Consider the following 20,177-nt stretch of genomic DNA (forward strand, 5'->3'; position numbering starts at 1 on the left):
CCTATCTTCCTTAGACCCGACGTGCATGTTCAGGCCGTAGAAACGGCGGAGTTTATGAGCGAAACCGCAAAAAACAGTATCTTGGGACGGATGGCGACCGCGGGCCGGGAAGAGCGTCAGGCGCGTGTTATGACGCTGGCAAAAGCCTTGCGTCTTACATTGGCCAAAGTGGCCGATGCGCTGATGGAACTGCCCATTGCTGTCATCGGTGCCGTGGTCGACAAGGTTGACGGCGAAGCAGTTGAGGCACAACTGAACGACGACGCCTTGCTGATGCTGCTTGATGGACCGGATGGTCGTGCCGGGGCAGCCGTGTTTGACCCCATTGTTGTGGGTGGCCTGATCCAACAGCAAACCATGGGTGTTGTGCTTGCCGATGGCGGCGTGGCACGGGCGATGACCCGCACGGATGCTGCCATTTGTGCGCCGTTGATCGACATGTTGCTCGAGAAAACGTGCCCGGTACTGGAGGACCCAGAGGATGCCGCGCTGCTTGACGGCTTTCGATTCGGGGCAAAAGCGGAAGACGCGCGCACGCTTGCAATGGCGCTGGATGCTCAGGATTACACTTTGATACGCCTGACGGTCGACATCGCGCGTGGCGCCCGGCAGGGTGAAATCACATTGGTTCTTCCACCGTCAGATACGCGCGATGCCGACCTGGATGAAGGTGAGACAGAGGACGAAAGCGGTGATGCACCCACTATGACCGATACGGTCATGGGCCTGAACACTGATCTGAACATGATTGTCTGCAGCCTGCATCTGCCGTTGAACGCTTTGCAAGCATTGGCCGTTGGGGACGAGTTGCCACTGACGCCTGCCGCGTTTCCAAACGTTCAAATCACGACCAATACAGGCCGCGTGGTCGGCCGCGGCGTTGTCGGTCATGTGGACGGGGTGCGCGCTGTCAAACCTCAACGCGCGCCGTCCCACGCAACGCAACCACTGCGCCGCGAGGCGGACGAGCCCCTTGTCGAGATGCCCCAGGTCGAGGAAATCTCTGGACCAGCACGGCGGGAAGAAGATGCGCCCAATGTGCCAACGATAGGGGTGGATGCAAGCCTGCCCGCATTGCCACCAGCCGATGCGTCGGACGGCAAAGCGGTTGATACGGGCCCGCTTGAGGATAGGAAGGCCGGAGATGCAAATCTGCCGGAACTTGACGATTTGCCTGATCTTGATAGGCTGCCCGATCTCTCAGACCTTCCAGACCTGTCTGAATTGCCTGATTTGGCGGCTGTTTAGTCTGGTCACCCACCCGATTGCGAAGCGATCGCGTCCAAGGTCGGGCGCAAGGCATCCAGATCGTAGCCACCCTCACGCGCGGTGCGCAGGATGTCATCGGTTGGCATGCGCCCGGCCTGGCCCAAACACCACACCACCGTCGACCGCGTGCCGGATGCGCAATACGCCAGAACCGGAGTTTCCGTTTCCTCGGCCAGCGCCATGTGCTTGGCAACAATGTCAGGCGTCATTGTCTGATGCGTCAAGGGCAACTGGTGAAAGGTCAGCCCTGCCGCAAGAGTGGCAGTTTCGATTGCGTCCGCCTGAAAAGCAGGTGGGATTTCGCCATCAGGGCGATTGCAGATCACAGTCTTGATCCCGGCCGCCGCAATATCGGGCAGATCGGCTGGATCCAGTTGTGGTGCCACAAAATAGGTCGGTGTGATCTGTCGAATATCCATGCCACCGACTTATGTCGTGGGCATCAGTCTGTCCAGACCACGTCGCAGTGGTGGAACCGCCCACATGCCAGCCAGCATGGCAACGAGGAACAGCACACCTTGCCAACCGCCATAGGTGATGGATGCGAGTGCCGGGCCCGGACAGAGACCGACCAGCCCCCACCCGATACCAAACAGGATGGATCCCGCGATCAGGGGGCGGGTGATTTCGGAACGCGGCGGGGCAGGGTGGCTGCCGCCCGTCAGCGGTGTGCGGCCACGGGTCAACCGCCAGGCAAAGACCATGGGCAGCATGGCGCCTCCCATGACAAAAGCCAGTGTTGGGTCCCAGGCACCGGCGAAATCAAGAAAGCCGCGTACTTTGGCAGTATTGGTCATACCCGATATATGCAGGCCCGCGCCGAACAGGGCGCCACTCAGCAGGGCGATGAAACCCCGCATCACAGGCCCAACCCCACGCGCGCGAGTGTGACGGTTGCAGCGCCTGCGCCAATATAGGCGAGCGTTGCCACGAACCCGCGCACCGAAAGGCGTGACATCCCACACACGCCGTGCCCGGACGTGCATCCGTTGGCAAAGCGTGTTCCAATCCCGACACACACTCCGCCTATGATCAAAAGCCATGGCAGGGACGTGGCATGTGTGTCTGCCGCCCAGCCGCCAAGTGTCATCAACGCGGGCATCCCGATCAAACCGATCAGGAAGGCAAGTGTGGTTGAACGATCTTGACCTGTTCCGTCAATCAACCCGCCAACGATCCCGCTGGCTCCCATGATGCGACCAGTCCCCAGAAGCAGAACCGCCGCCGCTGTCCCGGTCATTACGCCGCCGACGAGGCCCCAAATCCAGTCAATAGGCATAGGTTGCTCCTTGATCAGCTGAGGAAGATGCCAACGATGACAAGCATCAGGCCAATGACCGACACGAACAGTGCTCCCAAATTCAGTGGCAGCACCCGTGCCATGACCGCGCGCATGTCAGTATCGTCCAAGCCCGCAGCACGCGCCCGCCATACTTTGATGATGCACCAGACAAGGCCGATCAGGCCGATGACCGACAATGCGGCCCCGCCCCAGATCAAGCCATCCAACAGGGTGAAAGCTGTCTCTTGTTCCATGCCATCCGGCTATCCGAGCATTGCCGTGATGGCAAGGTGCCAACGCCTCTTGCAGCACCGCGCGCGCCCCGCTATCCAGCGGGCTGATCTGATCCTAAGGAGCGCGCAATGACCGAGACTGCCACCAACGCCGAAAGCTACCGTGTCACGGCGGATGAGTTGCGCCAGTTCGTCGAACGGTTCGAACGGCTTGAGATGGAGAAGAAGGACATCGCCGACCAGCAAAAAGAGGTGATGGCCGAGGCCAAGGCGCGCGGGTACGACACCAGGGTGATGCGCAAGGTGATTGCACTGCGCAAGCGAGACAGCGATGACATCGCCGAAGAGGAAGCCGTTCTGGAGATGTATAAGGAAGCGCTTGGTATGAGCTGAGCGGTTAGCCTCAGCTCTTGCCTTCGTTTTCTTTGCGCGCTGGCGCAAAATTCAGCCAGCGCAGTGGCAACGCGCCGCCCTTGGGCACAATCCCGATTTTTACGGGGTTCCCTGAGCGTTTATCTGTCAATTCAAGCGCGGATTCACCATTCTTGATATGCTTGTCACCCCATTGCATCAGCGCGAGGATCACGGGCGCAAGTTCGCGGCCCTTTTGGGTTAAAACATAGGCATGGCGCGTGCGCGACGACCCATCGCGATACGCTTTTTTCTTGGCCAACCCGTTTTCAACGATCTGAGCCAGCCGCCCGGACAACACGGATTTCGGTATTCCGATGTCCGCCTGAATGTCCGCAAAACGGCTTACCCCGTACAACATTTCCCGCAATATCAACCATGTCCAGCGATCTGGGACTTGTTCGATGGCAAGGGCCGCACCGCATTCTGACATCGGCACAGGGCTTTCACGCACAGGTGAATCTTCTGGGTTTGACATTTGAACTCTGCTCTGCCAGTGTTTTATTGTTGCAGTCAGGATATACCGAAATGACGTCGCAAGCCACTGAAAACGCAGTGAACGCAGGTGGTTGCTATTGCGGAGCGGTCAGGTACGTCGTCTCGCAGCCGCCGTTGGTCAAGGGGCAATGTCATTGCCAACCATGCCAGCGAATGTCAGGCGGTGCGCCCCAATACTTCATCCTCGTACCGCCAAATGGGTTTGCGTGGACAGCGGGAAAGCCAGCACATTTCACACACCCAGATTTGAAAAACGCGGTCACAAGATACTTTTGTAAGACATGCGGAACGCAGCTTGTGACCACGCGGCAGGACACATCAGGATACATCGTCAAGATCGGCACCCTGGATAACCCAGGCGGATTTGTCCCGCGTGTTGCGATTTGCCACGCGGATGCCTTGGGTTTTCACACAGTGCCTGAGGGGGTTCAGGTGTTCGACGGACTGCCCGGCGTCTAAGGCGCAATAACGGTGACACCGGGAATACGGGCCACGCGTTCCATGTCTTCTTCGTAGATTTCGGTCATTGTCTCGACCGTTTCATCGGTCCAGCCGGGCGCATTAAGCTCTTCTTCGATCTGATCTTCGATCGCGAACTTATCAAGGAAGGCAGCAATCACCCGGCGCTTTTGCATTTCTGTCATCGTGGGGTGCGATTTCAGATAGGCACGAAACCGTTGCATCCCTTCTTTTGACATGATGTCCGCGAGCAGATCGAAACCACCGATGATCTTTTCGCCATGTTCCAGGCCAGCAAGCTCTCGGACGATCTGCGCCCACAGCATCGGCATGTCCTCAAAGCACCAGGTGGTAATGGTCACGTCAGGCGCGGCTGTTCGTATGGCTGACAGGGTATTGGACCAGCGAATGCTGTAGGGATCGGCGCCCCGTAGAAACGCATTCATGTCCTTTTGTGGCGCATTGTCGAAGAGGGCCGGTAAGAACGTGGCAGGGTTCCGGATGGCAAGAAAAAGCTCAACCTCGTCATGGGCGAACAGGGCAGACAGCTGGGCCATCCGTTCCGGCGCCGAGCGATAGATTGTGCCATCGCGCACACAACCCCGAGGAGCCCCAAATAAGAACATGTGACTCAGGATCATGCGATCCGCGTTTTCTTCATCGAGGATCAGGTCCATCAGGACATCGCGTGCATCCGCGGCAGGTGGGGCGTCTTGCAGTGCCGCAACCGTGTCTTTCAGAAGTGCCCGGTACTTGCCTGGACCGGGCACGGCGACACCGCGTTTTGAAAAATCTTCCTTGTTCCGCAATAGGCAGCGCATAAGCCTATCTTCTTCGGTGAAATGCGCGCCAGCGTGAAGGACAATTTGCATGTAGTTCGACCTGATGGGCGTGAGTTACAGTGGCTCAGATATACCTGTTTTGCGTCCGGATAAAACCTCTGACGCGGAACGAAAAACAAGCTTGCCACCGCGCGACTCTCAGAGTACATGCTGCGCCCACGGCCCCTATAGCTCAGCTGGTAGAGCAACTGATTTGTAATCAGTAGGTCCGCGGTTCGAGTCCGTGTGGGGGCACCATTTCACTTAGTTTACAGTTACTTTTGGCGATTTAGACGTCAAGCCCGCCCAGCCGGAATTGCGCCCTCATAAGCTGGGCTAGGATACGGTTTCCACGTGGTAGCTCGGAACGACAGTGCGGCTGATTCCCAACTCTGGACCTTTGGCATATGGGCGGGGGTTTCGTCCGGTTGTCGCAGACGCAGTTGATCTTGGCCTACCAGTATTGCTTGGCCTCAATGAATTGAACACGAATGCATTCCTTGAATTTAGCGGAGGCATGGCAGAACAAGTTCAACCCGAGCATCGCCTTCTGTTAAATTGGCGGCGCGGCAACATACCCGAAACGTCAGAGGTGGCGTGAATACCCGTCGAGCCGGGCATTGGGGCTGCAAAACTGCACGGCTGAATGCTTCGCCGGAAATCCCACGCTTGGTCCTTCAAGGAGCATTCATGTGTTTTTTGGGGTGGCGATGACAATGGGACGCCCCGATGATGACGGGACGCCCTATTGCCTTCGGGCAACGCCTCTTCGAAAAGCGAAAACCTGTGCGAGTTGCAGCAAATGGGGCTTTGGGCCCTTACTGAAGAATACTGCGGTATGTTTGAATGGCTACTTTCAGTTATGCGCGACCGTTCGCTATGCTGAACCTGGCTGAAACCCAAGCCTGCGAACGGAAAGGCGGCGCATGCAAAGTCTCTCGACTGCACCCATGCTGACGACGCAAAGGTTGGTTTTGCGTGGACCCGAACGGGATGATTTACCGGAGTTCACCCGTTTCATGACCAGTGCCCCGTCGATGGAAGCGCAGGGCGAGACGATCACAGCGGAACAGGCCTGGTTCGGGTTTCTATCTGGCATTGGTCATTGGCATTGGCACGGTTTCGGCTTTTTTACGGTCGTAGAACAGCGGACGGAGCGTCCCGTCGGCCGCGTGGGCCTGATCAAGCATTTGGGATGGCCGGACATAGAGCTGGCATGGCATTTGTTCGAAGGCGCGGAGGGAAAAGGCTTTGCCACGGAAGCTGCTTGGGCCGTCAAGAAATGGGCTCGTGAGGATCTGGGGTTAGATCGGCTATACAGCTACATAGACACGCAGAATACGCGTTCACAGGCTGTGGCGAAGAGGCTCGGCGCCGTCACGGACGGAACGCGGGCTCCGCATGAACCGGAAGCGGAGGTGTGGGTTCACTCAATGGACAGCCATTAAGCCAAGCGGGCGAGAACCGTGGCCCGCGCCGGAGACCTTGCAAAGCCACACTCTTGGATGCCTGTGAAGATGAGGTCGATCAGGCCGTTGCCGCTGTCGACGGTTTCTTGCACGAGCACGCGGAACAACCGCACAAGCGGCGTAATGGCAGACACAACTTTCAACTTAGGTCGTTCGCACGCATCTGGCGAAAGACCGAATTGTCCGCTCTCCCGACGTTAAGACCCGTTTGCTGCAGTCAGTTGTGCTACGCTGCCGCAGGTCTGGTTTGCGTCCAATTGAGACCTAAGCCGCGTTGTCCCGAGCCCGAGCCCAAACCCGAGGATCTATGATGGAATGATGAGCCCTTCTGTAACCTGCCTGCTTGGCAAATCGCCCAAACCAGGCACAATTTTCGATCTGGTCCACGATAGTCTGATCGCGAGGAAGGTGGCGGTGCAGGTGCTTTTGCCACATAATTCTCGCACTCTTGGCACCGAGCAATGGCCCGAAAATACCTTGGTTGTTCATCGGGGCCTGAACAAAGAAATGCTTGACCAACTCGCGCAGAAGGAGGCGGACGGATGGCGTTTCTGCAACAGCCCGACATCAAGTGTTCTGGCAAGAGATCGTAGCGCATTGATGTGCCGTTTGCGAAACGCGGGTCTGCCCGTTCCGAAATGGCAGCGACTGCCGGACTGGGCGGATGTCATTCGAATAGGGACCGAGCGATCTGTGGTCGTCAAAGCGGCAGACGGCACAGTCGGCCGGGGGACACAGGTTGTGATTGCCATACGAAACACCTTGCCTAAGGTAGCCCCATTTTCTGGACCGTATCTTGTAGAAGAATACATTGAAAACGACGGTCTGGATCGAAAGTTGTATGTGGCCGGATCGCGCTGTTTCGGTCTTATCAAACCTTGGCCTCGGAACCCGGACGTGCCTGCACAGTCGTTCGATGCATTGCCAGAATTGGTCGGTCTGGCAATGGCCGTGGGAGTAGAAACAGGACTGGAGATATTCGGAGTTGACGTGCTTCTGGGAGTACGAGGGCCAAAGATCGTGGACGTCAATGTCTTCCCCGGCTTTAGGGGAATTGATGAAGCCCATTCAGCCGTTGTTCATCACCTTCTGGAACGCTTAGGCGTGTGATTTGGAAACAGTCGGGTCTCTGTCATCTCCGATACATGCAAGTGCTTCATAAGACGCGCGCCGTCAGTTACTTTATTACTTCGTCCAAGCAGCCGTTGCCGTACACGCGACAGACGGCTTCGTCCGCACAGCGGATGTCAATAAATGTCAAAGCCACGGTAATGCGGAACATCCGTGATGTCGGATGTGAACCAGATTTGACGAACGCTGTATCCGGTTCGAATGTCGAATTTTTGGCGGATTTGGACTGACCTTTCTGGTTGCTTCGCAAGAGCTCCTGACGATGAGATCCAGATGATCACTGCTCGTATCGGGAAAAAAGTTGCCGCAAGAAACCTGTATGCTTCGACCCCGAAGGCCCGCCGGTTGTGCAGCCAAAACCTGTCGCTACCGACGGCGGCAGAACAGTTGAATCTTTGGCGCATCCTAAACTGCAGAAAACGTTCGGACAGAGTCCCAGGTGTTTATTCGCAGCGACTGGCCGGCGGGTTGTTTCGCTTAGAGCTTGGACAAAAACGCGGCGCGAATAGCTGCTTTCATTGCATCCAGGGGTTCGACGTCAGCGAGCTCATTTCCGACCATCACAAGTTTCGAAGTGGGCGTGCTTCTGAGGCCAAGCTCATTTCCGACTATCGACAAGCCCGAATGTAGCGATGACCGGCCCAGCAGGCCGACTGCGATCCCGGCTTCAACGGCTGAAATCACGCCAGACACGCTTTGGCTAGAGTAGACAATACGGTATGGCTTCCCAAGAGTTTTCAGGGACGCGATTGCAACGTCGCGCCACCAGCAGGCATGATCGAATAGGGCTACTGGCAGGGTTTTATCGGCTATGAAACTGCGATGTGCGGACGACGCCCAGCAGGTTGGGTCTTCAAACAGCACCTCTTCATGCTTTTTCGGCTGTTCCACCTCATAAATCGCAAGGTCCAGCGCGCCCTTGTCCAGCGCCTCAGGGAAATCTGTGCTCAATGCACAGGTCACGTCCAGTTCGACCTTCGGATGGTTGTGCGCAAATGCTGCAATGATCTGCGCCAGCTTGGATCGTCCGTGATCGTCGGGAATACCCAGGCGTAGTTTGCCTGCCACCGCATCTTGGGAGATGTCCCGTAGTACTGCGTCGAGGCGGGCAGTCACCTCTCTTGCAACTGGCAACAAGCGACGACCTGTGTCGCTCAGGACAACGCCGCGCCCGTGGCGCTCAAAAACGGATTGGCCCAGGATGGTTTCGAGACGTTTGACCTGAAGACTGGTCGCAGATTGGGAACGGTAGATGCGCGCTGCGCCTTCCGTGACACTTCCAGCTTCAGCCACGGCGACAAAGGTGCGCAGTAGGTCGCTATCCAGATCATCCATCTGTTTTTCCAATGCCAGATATTAAAACTATTCGTTTCACACATGCCGTTCCCGTCACTAACTTTCAAGGACAGAGGAGTTTGCGATGACCGATCAGACAATTGCCCGCCGACAAACAAATAAAAGACATCTGGTTTGGGGGATGTGCCTCTCTCTGTCAGTTGTCATCGCTTTTGTTTGGCCGCAACACACCATGAACGCGGCCAAGTTCGTGGTGTGGGGGTTGGTTGTTGTCGCCCCCATTGTCATTCCGGGCATTCTTCTGGCGGCTTGGATCATCGCCAGCGGCGCGGACACGTATATTGCCAGTGCGTTCGAGGGCAGAACTTTGCGAACGGTGGTGGCCGCATCATTGATCGGGGCCATCACGCCGGTCTGCGGTGTTACCGTACTGCCCTTGATGGCTGGGTTGTTGGCGGCTGGCGTGCCGCTTGCCCCGATCATGGCGTTCTGGCTGTCATCACCGATCACGGACCCTGCAATGCTCGCAACCACGGCTGCAACGCTTGGTATAGGTTTTGCTGTCGGCAAGACGCTCGCAGCAATTGGGTTGGGTTTGTTCGGTGGCGCAGCGACCGTCCTATTTGCCAAGGCACCTTGGGCACGAGACGCGCTTCGCGACAACGGCTTTGCGCGCCAACTGAGCGCTGCACGCTGTGGCGGAGATAAGACATTTGATCCATGGGTCTGGCAAACAAAGGTGCGGCGGCAATCCTTCGGCAAACAGTTCCGAGCAACTGGGCGGCTCATCCTGATTTGCCTGATCCCTGCCTTCGCCGCTGAATATGCCCTGAACGCCGCACTGACCCCAGGGGCGCTTGCAGCGTACGTTGGCAAGGATCAGTGGTGGGCTATCCCCGCTGCGGTATTTGTTGGCGCACCCGCGTACATCGACGGATATGCCGCGCTGCCTTTGGCGCGTGGATTGATTGACAATGGCATGTCCGAGGGCGCTGCCATGGCGTTTTTAGTCTCGGGTGGTGTGGTCAGTATTTGGGGTGCCATGGCAATTGCCCCGGTCCTCAAACTGAAACCATTTCTACTTTACCTGTTTCTTGCAGTTTTAGGATCGCTTGCTGCAGGGTACGTTTTCGGATGGATAGGTCACAGCTAGCGAATGCCCGCTTAAATGAGGTCGTCCCCAAGTGCATCTTTCAGCGCAAAACCGTCTTCATAGGTTTTTGCGGTTTCCCCAGCGAAGATACCCGGCAGTGACACAATATACCCATCTTCCTCTTAAGAAGATGCGATGTCGCGCTTTGCTTTCCTAAGCCAGCGATGGAATGAAAGAGAACCACATATGCCAAGATTGCGCCCTAAATACTCTCTCCGGGTCTGGTGGGTGGTGGCCCAATGCACTTTGCGGCCGTTTACTCAATTCGACAGAAGGTGGACACATCGCTCCCTATTTCATCGGGGGGTTCCTGGCTTTTTGGAGACCTCTGCAGGCTCAGATTTTCGAAATGCGAACATTGATCTATGGTGGCTTGGTCCAGCAGGGCGGGCAACCCGCAGCGCGTGCTGATGTCCGCTTCGAGATAAAGCGACAACGCGTCTTCGGTTGTCGCCCAAGCAACTGCCCCATCCCCGGTCCCGGGTGGGCTTGCGCGCCTTTCGTTGGTCGGTATCTATGGCGTTACCCAATTTGAGCAGGCCCTATGACCCCGCACCGCTTTCCTATCATTGTTTATTATGAAGACACCGACTTGGCCGGTGTCGTCTATTATGCGAACTACCTGCGCTACATTGAGCGCGCCCGATCAACCATTGTCGAGGAGATGGGGCTGGACCAGAATGAGATGCGGGAAAGAGGCATAGTCTTTGTCATCACGCGGGTTGAGGCCGACTACATCAGCCCCGCCCGCATGGCGGATCGGTTGGAGGTGGTCACCACGCATCAGGCTGTGAGCCCCGCACGATGGACATTTGACCAGGAAGTGCAGCGGGACGGGCAGGTGCTTTTTCGGGCGCATGTCATTGCCGTGACCATGACGACAGCCGGAAAACCCGTCCGTTTGCCCGCGGAAATCCGCGCAATGCAGGCGAAATAAACGCGTTCTGACGCCGAAGTGATAGCTTTCCCCTTGGGTCTGCCCTATAAATCTGCCCAAGAAAGAGCCGAATAGCGGCCAAGCAAAAAGAGCAGGCAGTATGGAAGCAGAAACGCTCGCCCTGGCGCACGAGGTTGATTTCTCGATGTGGGGGCTTTTCTTGCGCGCGACCTTTACGGTGAAACTGGTGATGATCGTGCTGATCGTTGCATCGTTCTGGGCGTGGGGCATCATTATTCAGAAATTGCTGGTTTACCGTCGTGCACGGGCCGAGGCGGATCGATTTGATCGCGCGTTCTGGTCGGGTGAGCCCCTTGATGGCTTGTTTGAGAAGATTGGGCCGGAGCCGGATGGGGCCTCGGAGAAGGTCTTCGCCTCGGGCATGATCGAGTGGCAGCGCTCGCACCGCGAGGATGGCGGGTTGATTGCCGGGGCCACCAGCCGGATTGATCGCAGCATGGATGTTGCGATTGCGAAAGAGGCCGAGAGTTTGCAGGGCGGGTTGACCGTGCTGGCGACCGTGGGGTCGTCTGCCCCGTTCATCGGTCTCTTTGGCACTGTGATCGGCATCATGAACGCGTTTATCGAGATTGCAGAGCAGCAAAACACCAACCTTGCGGTCGTGGCACCGGGTATTGCCGAGGCGCTTCTGGCGACCGGTCTGGGTCTGCTGGCTGCTATTCCGGCGGTGATCTTCTACAACAAGCTGAGCGCGGACAGTGACCGGATCGTGGCGGGATACGAGGCGTTCTCGGACGAGTTTGCCACCATCCTGAGCCGCCAGTTGGACGGCTGAGCCATGGGAGCAGGTGTCATTCAAAAGGATGGCGGCGGGTCCCGGCGGCGCAAGCACAGCCGGGCGCGTCCGATGTCCGAGATCAACGTCACGCCTTTTGTGGACGTGATGTTGGTGCTTTTGATCATCTTCATGGTGGCTGCCCCCTTGTTGACCGTGGGTGTGCCGGTGAACCTGCCCGAGACGGCGGCCAATGCGCTGCCCAGCGATCAGGAAGAGCCGCTGACCATCACGGTGACTTCAACGGGCGAGGTGCAAATCCAGACCACCGCAGTTGAGCGTGCCGATCTGGTCGGTCGTCTGAGGGCCATCGCGGCCGAGCGCGACAGCGACCGGGTGTTCCTACGCGCTGACGGTGCCGTCCCGTATGAGCAGGTGATGCAGGTTATGGGAGCCCTCAATGCGGGCGGTTTTTCCAACATCGGCCTTGTGACGGATATTGGCGGCCCGACGCTGGATGGCGAGGGGGAGTAACCCTTGAACACCGGACAGGTCATATCGGGCATCGGGCATGCGGGCCTGATCGGCTGGATGCTGTTTGGCGGGTCCTTTCAGTCCGAGCCGTTGCCGTTCGAAGTGACGGAGGTGTCTGTCATCTCGTCTGGCGCGTTCGAGGCGCTTTTGCCCAGTGGACCTGCGCCGGACACGGCAACTGATGTGGCTTTGCCAGCGGAGCCTGACGTGCAGCCCGATCCCGTTGAAACACCTGTGCCCGATCAAGCGGTCGAGGCGGAACCACCTGAACCGACCCCGGCGCCCGAGCCTGACGTTGCGCCCGAGCCGCCCGAACCTGACCCTGAGCCCGAAGTTGTTGATGATGCGCCCGTGCAGCCGGTGCCGCAGGATCAGGCCGTGGTTGTACCCGAGGTCGCGCCACGGCCCATTCCGCGCGCCTCCGAGCGTGTCGCGCCCGAGCCTGTCGCTCCGCCGGAGCCAGAGGCGACGCCGGATGATGTGCAGCAGGATGCCGTCACCGAAGCGGACAATGGCGAGACACAGGCCGAAGAGCAGGAGGCTACGGCGCCGGAAGAGGCGACGACCGAGATTGTCACAGAAGCCGAGGAACCGGCGCGCGCGCCCACGGCGTCCTTGCGTCCTCCTGCGCGGCGACCCAGCCCGCCTGTACAGAGGGCAGAGCCTGCGTCCGAACCAGAACCCGCATCTGAACCCGAGACAGAAGCACAGCCCGATACCCAGACGGCCGAGCCTGCAGATACCGCGGACGATGTGAATGACGCCCTGCGCGAGGCGCTGGGCGGCGCAGAGCAAGAAGAGGTGCCGCAAGGCCCGCCCTTGTCAGCAGGAGAGAAAGACGCCCTTCGTGTGGCGGTTTCGAATTGCTGGAATGTCGGATCGCTGTCGTCCGAAGCATTGCAGACCACAGTGGTTGTCACAGTAGATATGTCGCAGGATGGCAAGCCAGTGGTTCCGTCGATCCGCCTGGCCTCAAGCTCGGGCGGCAGCCAGACCGCGGCGCAGCAGGCGTTTGAAGCCGCGCGCCGGGCGATTATTCGCTGTACACGTGATGGATATGACCTGCCTGCCGAGAAGTACGGGCAGTGGAAGGAAATCGAGATGACGTTCAATCCCGAAAGGATGCGTATCAAATGATAGTTCGAGCGCTTTTTTGATGCTGATGTGCTTGGCCCCAGCATGGGCTGCAGCACAAAGCGGCCCCCTGCGGATCGAGATCACCGAGGGTGTCATTGAACCCTTACCCGTCGCCATCCCCGATCTGGTGCCCGAAGGCGGAGCCACTGGTGATTGGGGCCAGCGCATCGCCCGCGTTGTGGCCGAGGACCTGACGGGCACCGGCCTTTTCCGGGAAATCCCGTCTTCGGCCTTTATCAGTCAGGTCAGCAGTTTCGCGGCACCGGTGCAATATGCCGACTGGAAAGCGATCAATGCGCAAGCGCTTGTTGCGGGCGCTGTCAGCGTCAATGGCGACCAGATTTCGGTGAAGTTCCGGTTGTACGACGTGTTCTCGGGCGCAGAGCTGGGGGAGGGCCTGCAACTGGCGGGCACCACCGACGCATGGCGCCGCATCGCGCATAAGATGGCGGATGTCGTCTATAGCCGGATCACCGGCGAGACGGGATACTTTGACAGCCGCGTGGTCTTTGTCAGCGAAACGGGGCCAAAAGATAGCCGCCGCAAGCGTTTGGCAGTCATGGATTATGACGGCGCAAATATCCAGTACCTGACGGGGTCCGAAGATATCGTTCTGGCACCGCGTTTTTCCGGGACCGGAGACCGCGTGCTGTACACTAGTTACGAAACCGGGTTCCCGCGCATCTACGTGCTGGATGTGGGCAGCGTGCAGCGTCGTGTGCTGGAAAGCCAGCCCGGCACGATGAGTTTTGCGCCCCGGTTTGCCCCCAATGGGCAAACGGTGGTTTATTCGCTGACCCAAGGGGCGAACACGGACATCTGGGCCATGAATGTAGGGTCGGGCCAGTCGCAGCGCCTGACCTCGACTCCGGCGATCGAGACGGCCCCAAGCTTCAGCCCCGATGGCAGTCAGATCGTGTTTGAAAGTGATCGCTCCGGCACCCAGCAGCTTTACGTCATGCCCGCTGGCGGTGGCGAAGCGCGCCGCATTTCCTTTGGCGAAGGACGCTATGGCACGCCGGTCTGGTCGCCGCGTGGTGACTTGATTGCCTTTACCAAGCAGTCGAAGGGCCGCTTTCACATTGGTGTGATGCGCACGGATGGCAGCGAGGAACGGCTTTTGACGGCATCCTTCCTGGACGAGGGGCCAACGTGGGCGCCCAACGGTCGCGTCATCATGTTTGCCCGAGAAACCCAAGGGGCGGCGGGGCGGTCGACGCTCTATTCCGTTGACATCACGGGCCGAAACCTGCGCCCTGTGCGCACGCCTGAAGGCGGGTCGGACCCGTCCTGGGGACCGTTGCAGCGATAAAGGCCCACGTTTTCTTGTGCGCAGGAACGTGGTAGACAAACAGAAAGACGCCAAGCAGTAGGCGCGATAAACAGAGAGGCACAGGCCATGAAACTGAAATCTTCGATCCTGATGATCTGTGCGGCCGTGAGCCTGGCCGCATGTACCGATCCGGCCCGCTTTGGTGGCGGGACTGACGGGACTGATCCGCTGGCAAACAGCGGTGGTGTGGTGCCGGGCAGCGCGTCCGACCCCGCATCGCCCGCCTATTTCCAACAGGCTGTCGGTGACCGAGTGTTGTTTGCGGTGGACCAGTCCACGCTGACGCCCGAAGGGCGCGCCACGTTGGATGGTCAGGCGGTTTGGTTGTTGCAGAATGCCGATTTCACCGCCGTCATCGAAGGCCACGCGGATGAGCAGGGCACGCGCGAATACAACCTTGCCCTTGGTGCGCGTCGTGCTGATGCAGCCCGTGCTTACCTTGTCAGCCAGGGTGTGCAGCCGGGCCGTTTGCAGGTTGTCAGCTTCGGGAAAGAACGCCCGATCGAGGTGTGCAGCGAAGAAGCCTGCTATGCCAAGAACCGCCGGGCTGTTACGGTGTTGGCAGGTGGTTTGACCAGCTAAGATAAGAAAACACGACGGGGAATGTCTTTGGTGAAACGGTATTTTGTCGCATTGGCGCTGGCGGTTGGTCTGACGGGCCCGGCGCTGGCGCAGGATCAGACCCTGGCCGACATCAGGCAGGAGCTGGTGGTGCTCAACACCGAGGTGCAGCGTCTGAAGCGTGAGCTGTCGACAACCGGTGGTGTCGGCGGCGGTGCGGCGGGTGGGTCCGTACTGGACCGCGTCAACACCATCGAGGTCGAGTTGCGGCGCCTGACTGATAAGACTGAGCAGCTTGAGTTTCGCATCAACAGCGTCGTGACCGATGGCACCAACCGGGTCGGCGATCTGGAGTTCCGTTTGTGTGAGCTCGAAGAGGGCTGTGATATCTCCGCCCTCGGCGACACCTCGACACTGGGCGGAGGTGAGGCACCGACCGCAACCGCGCCGGTCGTCCAGCAACCCGCGACGGATGCGCCACAACTGGCCACACAGGAAAAAGCAGACTTTGAGCGGGCGCAGGAGGCGCTCGCCACCGGTGACTTTCGCACCGCCGCAGACCAGTTTGCGACCTTTAATCAGACCTACCCCGGTGGACCGCTCTCAATAGAGGCGGAGCTGCGGCGGGGTGATGCGCTTGAGGGGCTTGGTGATGTGCGCGAGGGCGCGCGGGCATTCCTGTCTGCCTTTACCCTGTCGCCGCAAGGTCCGCTTGCGCCAGAGGCCTTGTTCAAGTTGGGGGCCGCCTTGGGCCGGTTGGGCCAGACCCAGGAAGCGTGTGTGACACTGGCCGAGGTCGGCGTCCGTTTTCCCGGCGCTGCTGTCATTGCCGATGCCCAGAACGCGATGCGCAATATCGGCTGTTCCTGATCCATGATTGCACCCCTGATCGCGGCGATTGAGGCGCACATGGGGGCAAACCCGCCTGAACGCATGGCCGTGGCCGTGTCGGGAGGAGGGGATTCAGTCGCGCTGCTGGCCGCCCTTGTAGAGTATTGCCGTGATCAAGACGTTGAACTGCATGTCATCACCGTCGACCACGGTTTGCGGGAAGAGACCCGGGACGAGATCGCCCTTGTCACGGATCTGTGCGTTCGCTGGAATTTGCCACATCACGTCGAATACTGGACCGGGTGGGATGGGCAGGGCAACTTACAGGCCGCCGCCCGGGATGCCCGGTACGAGATCATGGCGGATTGGGCCTATGCCAACCGCATCAGTCATATTGCGCTGGGCCATACCGCTGACGATCAGGCCGAAACCTTTGTGATGCGTCTGGCCCGCGGGTCCGGAGTGGACGGGTTGAGTGCCATGGCGGCGCGACGTGTGCATCATGGCATCACGTGGGTGCGGCCCTTTCTCGAGATTGAGCGTGCAACTTTGCGTGCTTTTTTGCGGGACGCCCGGATCAACTGGTGTGACGACCCAAGCAACCTGTCACATGATTTTGAACGTGTGCGGGTGCGTGAGGCTCTGACAGTCCTGGGGACGCTGGGCGTGACAACCGGGAAGCTTGTTGAAGTGGCCGAACACATGGCGCGCGCCCGCGAAGCGCTGGATTGGCAGACCTTCCTGGCCGCCCGGGACATGGCCGAGGTTGTCCATGGCGTGATTGCCATTGATCTGGCAAAGTTTCGGTTGCTGCCGCAGGAAACCGCACGCAGGCTGATGCTGCACACCCTGAGCTGGACTTCGCAAAGCGTCTATCCTCCGCGCAAGGACCCAGTGGCGCGCACCTTAGCGGCGGTCCGGGCAGGACAGCCCGCAACCTTGGATGGCTGCCATATCTGCGTTGAAAACGGGAAGATCTGGGTGTTCCGCGAGTTGAACGCGGTCAAGGATACCGTGTGCGAAGTGGGCGATATGTGGGATGACCGTTGGATGATCTCAGGTCCGGAAGACGATCCCGATCTTGAGGTGCGCCCGCTTGGGTATGAAGCGTTGGCGGACATCGAAGGATGGCGTGATATTGGTCTTCCGCGCGCTGCACTGGCGGCGTCTCCGGCGGTCTGGTACGAGGATCGTCTGGTCGCGGCGCCCTTTGTCGGGCTCGATGACGAGTGGAGCGCCGAGCTGGACGGTGGAAAAGACGCTTTTTTCGCTGCACTTTTATCGCATTGAACATGTGCGCAGCATGTCTATCTTAGAGGAAACGGTGCGGGCGAGGGCCGCGTACCGGTATTATCAGGAGATTTTCCTTGGGAAACGCACGTAATATCGCCTTCTGGGTAGTTCTGTTTCTGCTGATCCTCGCGCTGTTCAACCTGTTTGGTGGGTCGGGCAACACGCTGCAAAGCCGCGAGGTCACGTATTCCGAGTTCGTTTCAGCCGTCCAAGACGGATCTGTTACCCAGGTGACCCTGGATGGCGAGCAGGTGCGCTTTCGCCGTGGAACCGACGACTTCGTGACCATCAAGCCCGAAGATGCGTCGGTCACCGAATTGCTGATCGCCAACGAGGTGCCTGTACAGGTCGAGCCGCAACAACAGTCCGGGTTCCAGACCTTTATCCTGTCATTGTTGCCGTTCCTGTTGCTGATCGGTGTGTGGATTTACTTCATGAACCGGATGCAGGGCGGTGGCAAAGGCGGTGCCATGGGCTTTGGCAAGTCTAAGGCCAAGATGCTGACCGAAAAGCATGGGCGCGTGACCTTTGACGATGTTGCGGGCATTGACGAAGCCAAGGATGAGCTGGACGAGATTGTCGAGTTCCTGCGCAATCCACAGAAATTCTCCCGCCTTGGCGGCAAGATCCCCAAAGGTGCGTTGCTTGTGGGCCCTCCGGGTACTGGTAAGACGCTGCTGGCCCGCGCCGTGGCAGGTGAAGCGGGTGTGCCGTTCTTCACCATTTCCGGTTCTGATTTCGTCGAGATGTTTGTCGGTGTGGGGGCGTCCCGTGTCCGTGACATGTTCGAGCAGGCAAAGAAAAATGCGCCGTGTATCGTCTTCATCGACGAAATCGACGCCGTGGGTCGCCATCGGGGTGCCGGTTATGGCGGCGGTAACGACGAGCGTGAGCAGACGCTCAACCAGCTGCTGGTCGAGATGGATGGCTTTGAAGCCAATGAAGGCGTGATCATCATCGCGGCTACCAACCGTAAGGATGTGCTGGACCCTGCGCTGCTGCGTCCAGGCCGCTTTGACCGTCAGGTCACTGTTGGCAACCCCGACATCAAGGGCCGCGAGAAGATTCTGGGCGTGCACGCCCGCAAGACGCCGCTTGGCCCTGACGTTGATCTGCGCATCATCGCACGCGGTACACCGGGTTTCTCGGGGGCTGATCTGGCCAACCTGGTGAACGAGGCGGCGCTGATGGCGGCGCGGATCGGGCGCCGTTTTGTCACGATGCTCGATTTCGAAAGCGCCAAGGACAAGGTCATGATGGGCCCCGAACGGCGCAGCATGGTCATGACACCTGAGCAAAAGGAAATGACCGCTTATCACGAGGCGGGGCACGCGCTGGTCGGGCACCTGCTGCCCAAGTGCGATCCCGTTTACAAGGCGACGATCATTCCGCGCGGTGGCGCACTGGGCATGGTGATGAGCCTGCCAGAGATGGATCGCCTGAACATGTTCAAGGACGAATGCCACCAGCGTCTGGCCATGACCATGGCGGGTAAAGCGGCTGAGATTCACAAATACGGCCCAGATTCGGTGTCGAATGGCCCCGCTGGCGATATCCAGCAAGCCTCGGCTCTGGCGCGCGCAATGGTCCTGCAATGGGGCATGTCGGACAAGGTCGGCAACATCGATTATTCCGAAGCGGCCCAGGGCTATCAAGGCAACACGGCTGGTTTCTCTGTCTCTGCCAACACCAAGGAGTTGGTAGAGCAGGAGGTTCAAAAATTCATTCAGGATGGTTATGACTGGGCGCTGAAGGTCATCACCGAGAATGAAGAGAAGTTCGAACGTCTGGCGCAGGGCTTGCTTGAATACGAGACCCTGACCGGCGAGGAGATTGAGCGTGTCATGAACGGCGAGCCGCCCCATGCCCCCGATGATGAGGACGGTGGGTCGGCTGTCGAGGACAAGAAGCCCAGCCTGACAGCCATTCCCAAGGCCAAGAAAAAGTCGGGTCCTTCGGGTGATGGCGGGATGGAACCCGAGCCGACAGGCTGATCCTGAGACATAGATGCAAGAAGGCCCGCTTTTGAGCGGGCCTTTTTCTTTGGGGCGCTACATCACGTCCGTGCGAGCAGGCTTGTGCCATTTGATCAATGTGGTCAGGTTCTGAACCATGTGGTCCCCAATCGCTTTCTTGCAGGCGGCAGCCCAGTCTGTTCCTGTGTTCTATCTTGCCATGTTGTGGCCGGGACGGACCGCGTTTCGCGGATTGTGGAGCGCTGATGCCTATTATCCGGCCCTGATGTATGACAGCGGCGTATGGTCGGTTTGGTTTTTGATCGCGACGCTGTCGGTCACCCCGATCCTGCTGTTGATTGGCCGTGTTGGTCGTGGGCAGGGATTTGGACGTTGGCTGTTGCGCAGGCGGCGGCATCTGGGTCTTGGCAGCGCAATCTATGCGGCGCTGCATCTGTGGTACTACTTGGCGCATGAACGCAGTCTGCCCGCCGTATTATTCGATCTGTGGCAACTGGAATTTGCCGTTGGCTGGTTGAGTTTCGCGCTGTTTGTTATCCTTGCACTGACGTCAAACGCTTGGTCAGTGCGTCGATTGGGCCGGAAATGGAAGTCATTGCACTTGTTGGTCTATCCTGCTGCAGCGCTGGCGCTGTGGCATTGGTACTTGCTGGATTGGTATGTCGGTCGATCCATCTTCTGGTGCGGTGTTTGCCTGGTGCCGTTGGTGATCCGCCCGGCCTTGCGTCGTGTGCGCAGACCGATCCAGTCGTAAGTCATCACGAATTGTGCGCGCGCGGTAGCAAAGCGTCATTGGCCATGCAGGCAGCGCGCTGAT

25 protein-coding genes and 1 tRNA gene are annotated in these 20,177 nt (G+C 58.8%); 18 read left to right on the forward strand and 8 right to left on the reverse strand.

Annotation, left to right across the window (positions count from 1 at the left end):
• The first annotated feature begins 54 nt into the window (after positions 1 to 54).
• Entirely contained in the window at positions 55 to 1,248 is a 1,194-nt protein-coding gene (locus ACZ1HN_RS10805; protein ID WP_472727496.1) for a hypothetical protein, read from the forward strand.
• Positions 1,249 to 1,253: 5 nt separating this feature from the next.
• Here ACZ1HN_RS10805 and ACZ1HN_RS10810 read toward each other — a convergent pair whose 3' ends face one another.
• Genes ACZ1HN_RS10810 through ACZ1HN_RS10825 form a run of 4 tightly spaced genes read right to left on the reverse strand, consistent with a single transcriptional unit; the run spans position 1,254 to position 2,805 of the window.
• The gene (locus ACZ1HN_RS10810; RefSeq protein ID WP_299772012.1) at positions 1,254 to 1,688 is read right to left on the reverse strand and encodes a protein tyrosine phosphatase family protein; all 435 of its coding nucleotides are present in this window, start codon (positions 1,686 to 1,688) and stop codon (positions 1,254 to 1,256) included.
• A gap of 9 nt (positions 1,689 to 1,697) precedes the next feature.
• Complete coding sequence (locus tag ACZ1HN_RS10815) at positions 1,698 to 2,129, reverse strand: DUF6691 family protein (protein ID WP_472727497.1); 432 nt, start codon at positions 2,127 to 2,129, stop codon at positions 1,698 to 1,700.
• Positions 2,129 to 2,548: a YeeE/YedE family protein gene (locus tag ACZ1HN_RS10820; protein WP_472727498.1), complete on the reverse strand. Its 420-nt coding sequence runs from the start codon at positions 2,546 to 2,548 to the stop codon at positions 2,129 to 2,131. Before ACZ1HN_RS10820 ends, ACZ1HN_RS10815 begins: the two co-directional genes overlap by 1 nt.
• Positions 2,549 to 2,562: 14 nt before the next feature.
• Complete coding sequence (locus ACZ1HN_RS10825; RefSeq protein ID WP_472727499.1) at positions 2,563 to 2,805, reverse strand: hypothetical protein; 243 nt, start codon at positions 2,803 to 2,805, stop codon at positions 2,563 to 2,565.
• 108 nt (positions 2,806 to 2,913) lie between these two features.
• Between ACZ1HN_RS10825 and ACZ1HN_RS10830 the strand changes: the two genes are divergently transcribed.
• On the forward strand, positions 2,914 to 3,177 hold the full coding sequence (locus tag ACZ1HN_RS10830) for a DUF2312 domain-containing protein (RefSeq protein WP_299603750.1): 264 nt from the start codon (positions 2,914 to 2,916) through the stop codon (positions 3,175 to 3,177).
• A 10-nt stretch (positions 3,178 to 3,187) separates the two neighbouring features.
• On the opposite strand, the gene ACZ1HN_RS10835 is transcribed toward ACZ1HN_RS10830, so the two are convergent.
• Positions 3,188 to 3,673: a winged helix-turn-helix transcriptional regulator gene (locus tag ACZ1HN_RS10835; protein ID WP_472727500.1), complete on the reverse strand. Its 486-nt coding sequence runs from the start codon at positions 3,671 to 3,673 to the stop codon at positions 3,188 to 3,190.
• 50 nt (positions 3,674 to 3,723) lie between these two features.
• Here ACZ1HN_RS10835 and ACZ1HN_RS10840 point away from each other — a divergent pair, with 50 nt between their 5' ends.
• Positions 3,724 to 4,152, forward strand: coding sequence for a GFA family protein (locus ACZ1HN_RS10840; RefSeq protein ID WP_299603744.1), 429 nt, complete (start codon positions 3,724 to 3,726; stop codon positions 4,150 to 4,152).
• On the opposite strand, the gene ACZ1HN_RS10845 is transcribed toward ACZ1HN_RS10840, so the two are convergent.
• Positions 4,149 to 5,024: a hypothetical protein gene (locus ACZ1HN_RS10845; protein ID WP_472727501.1), complete on the reverse strand. Its 876-nt coding sequence runs from the start codon at positions 5,022 to 5,024 to the stop codon at positions 4,149 to 4,151. The two genes, ACZ1HN_RS10840 and ACZ1HN_RS10845, sit on opposite strands and share 4 nt — an antisense overlap.
• A 131-nt stretch (positions 5,025 to 5,155) precedes the next feature.
• Here ACZ1HN_RS10845 and ACZ1HN_RS10850 point away from each other — a divergent pair.
• The 3 genes from ACZ1HN_RS10850 (at position 5,156) to ACZ1HN_RS10860 (ending at position 6,421) form a co-directional block, all read left to right on the forward strand.
• A tRNA-Thr gene (locus ACZ1HN_RS10850) sits at positions 5,156 to 5,231 on the forward strand.
• 115 nt (positions 5,232 to 5,346) lie between these two features.
• On the forward strand, positions 5,347 to 5,574 hold the full coding sequence (locus tag ACZ1HN_RS10855; protein WP_472727502.1) for a DUF2478 domain-containing protein: 228 nt from the start codon (positions 5,347 to 5,349) through the stop codon (positions 5,572 to 5,574).
• Between the two features lie 325 nt (positions 5,575 to 5,899).
• A complete protein-coding gene (locus ACZ1HN_RS10860; protein WP_472727503.1) occupies positions 5,900 to 6,421 on the forward strand; it encodes a GNAT family N-acetyltransferase in 522 nt (173 codons plus the stop codon).
• Here the strand turns inward: ACZ1HN_RS10860 and ACZ1HN_RS10865 are convergent.
• Positions 6,418 to 6,576: a hypothetical protein gene (locus ACZ1HN_RS10865; protein ID WP_472727504.1), complete on the reverse strand. Its 159-nt coding sequence runs from the start codon at positions 6,574 to 6,576 to the stop codon at positions 6,418 to 6,420. The genes ACZ1HN_RS10860 and ACZ1HN_RS10865 overlap by 4 nt on opposite strands.
• Positions 6,577 to 6,757: 181 nt before the next feature.
• Between ACZ1HN_RS10865 and ACZ1HN_RS10870 the strand changes: the two genes are divergently transcribed.
• A complete protein-coding gene (locus ACZ1HN_RS10870; RefSeq protein ID WP_472727505.1) occupies positions 6,758 to 7,552 on the forward strand; it encodes an ATP-grasp domain-containing protein in 795 nt (264 codons plus the stop codon).
• A 498-nt stretch (positions 7,553 to 8,050) separates the two neighbouring features.
• On the opposite strand, the gene ACZ1HN_RS10875 is transcribed toward ACZ1HN_RS10870, so the two are convergent.
• A complete protein-coding gene (locus ACZ1HN_RS10875) occupies positions 8,051 to 8,908 on the reverse strand; it encodes a LysR substrate-binding domain-containing protein (protein ID WP_472727506.1) in 858 nt (285 codons plus the stop codon).
• A gap of 85 nt (positions 8,909 to 8,993) precedes the next feature.
• On the opposite strand from ACZ1HN_RS10875, the gene ACZ1HN_RS10880 reads away from it, so the two are divergent.
• The 11 genes from ACZ1HN_RS10880 to ACZ1HN_RS10930 all read left to right on the forward strand — a co-directional run bounded on the left by ACZ1HN_RS10880 (position 8,994) and on the right by ACZ1HN_RS10930 (position 20,114).
• On the forward strand, positions 8,994 to 10,022 hold the full coding sequence (locus ACZ1HN_RS10880; RefSeq protein ID WP_472727507.1) for a permease: 1,029 nt from the start codon (positions 8,994 to 8,996) through the stop codon (positions 10,020 to 10,022).
• 544 nt (positions 10,023 to 10,566) lie between these two features.
• Positions 10,567 to 10,959, forward strand: coding sequence for a YbgC/FadM family acyl-CoA thioesterase (locus ACZ1HN_RS10885; RefSeq protein WP_299208860.1), 393 nt, complete (start codon positions 10,567 to 10,569; stop codon positions 10,957 to 10,959).
• Positions 10,960 to 11,059: 100 nt separating this feature from the next.
• Positions 11,060 to 11,755, forward strand: a complete 696-nt coding sequence (tolQ, locus tag ACZ1HN_RS10890; RefSeq protein ID WP_189368878.1) for a protein TolQ — start codon at positions 11,060 to 11,062, stop codon at positions 11,753 to 11,755.
• A gap of 3 nt (positions 11,756 to 11,758) precedes the next feature.
• Entirely contained in the window at positions 11,759 to 12,229 is a 471-nt protein-coding gene (gene tolR, locus ACZ1HN_RS10895; protein ID WP_299603726.1) for a protein TolR, read from the forward strand.
• Between the two features lie 3 nt (positions 12,230 to 12,232).
• Positions 12,233 to 13,366, forward strand: a complete 1,134-nt coding sequence (locus tag ACZ1HN_RS10900; protein ID WP_472727508.1) for an energy transducer TonB — start codon at positions 12,233 to 12,235, stop codon at positions 13,364 to 13,366.
• 25 nt (positions 13,367 to 13,391) lie between these two features.
• Entirely contained in the window at positions 13,392 to 14,678 is a 1,287-nt protein-coding gene (gene tolB / locus ACZ1HN_RS10905; protein WP_472729308.1) for a Tol-Pal system beta propeller repeat protein TolB, read from the forward strand.
• 87 nt (positions 14,679 to 14,765) lie between these two features.
• Positions 14,766 to 15,281, forward strand: a complete 516-nt coding sequence (pal, locus tag ACZ1HN_RS10910) for a peptidoglycan-associated lipoprotein Pal (protein WP_472727509.1) — start codon at positions 14,766 to 14,768, stop codon at positions 15,279 to 15,281.
• A gap of 21 nt (positions 15,282 to 15,302) precedes the next feature.
• On the forward strand, positions 15,303 to 16,130 hold the full coding sequence (ybgF, locus tag ACZ1HN_RS10915; protein WP_299748087.1) for a tol-pal system protein YbgF: 828 nt from the start codon (positions 15,303 to 15,305) through the stop codon (positions 16,128 to 16,130).
• Between the two features lie 3 nt (positions 16,131 to 16,133).
• Positions 16,134 to 17,381 carry a tRNA lysidine(34) synthetase TilS gene (tilS, locus tag ACZ1HN_RS10920; protein ID WP_472727510.1) on the forward strand — a complete coding sequence of 416 codons (1,248 nt, stop codon included), beginning with the start codon at positions 16,134 to 16,136 and terminating at the stop codon, positions 17,379 to 17,381.
• A gap of 77 nt (positions 17,382 to 17,458) precedes the next feature.
• Positions 17,459 to 19,378, forward strand: a complete 1,920-nt coding sequence (gene ftsH / locus ACZ1HN_RS10925; protein WP_299208924.1) for an ATP-dependent zinc metalloprotease FtsH — start codon at positions 17,459 to 17,461, stop codon at positions 19,376 to 19,378.
• 118 nt (positions 19,379 to 19,496) lie between these two features.
• Positions 19,497 to 20,114: a ferric reductase-like transmembrane domain-containing protein gene (locus tag ACZ1HN_RS10930; RefSeq protein WP_299772066.1), complete on the forward strand. Its 618-nt coding sequence runs from the start codon at positions 19,497 to 19,499 to the stop codon at positions 20,112 to 20,114.
• Positions 20,115 to 20,177 lie beyond the last annotated feature (63 nt).

This window comes from Tateyamaria sp. GN1-10 (genome assembly GCF_055693845.1).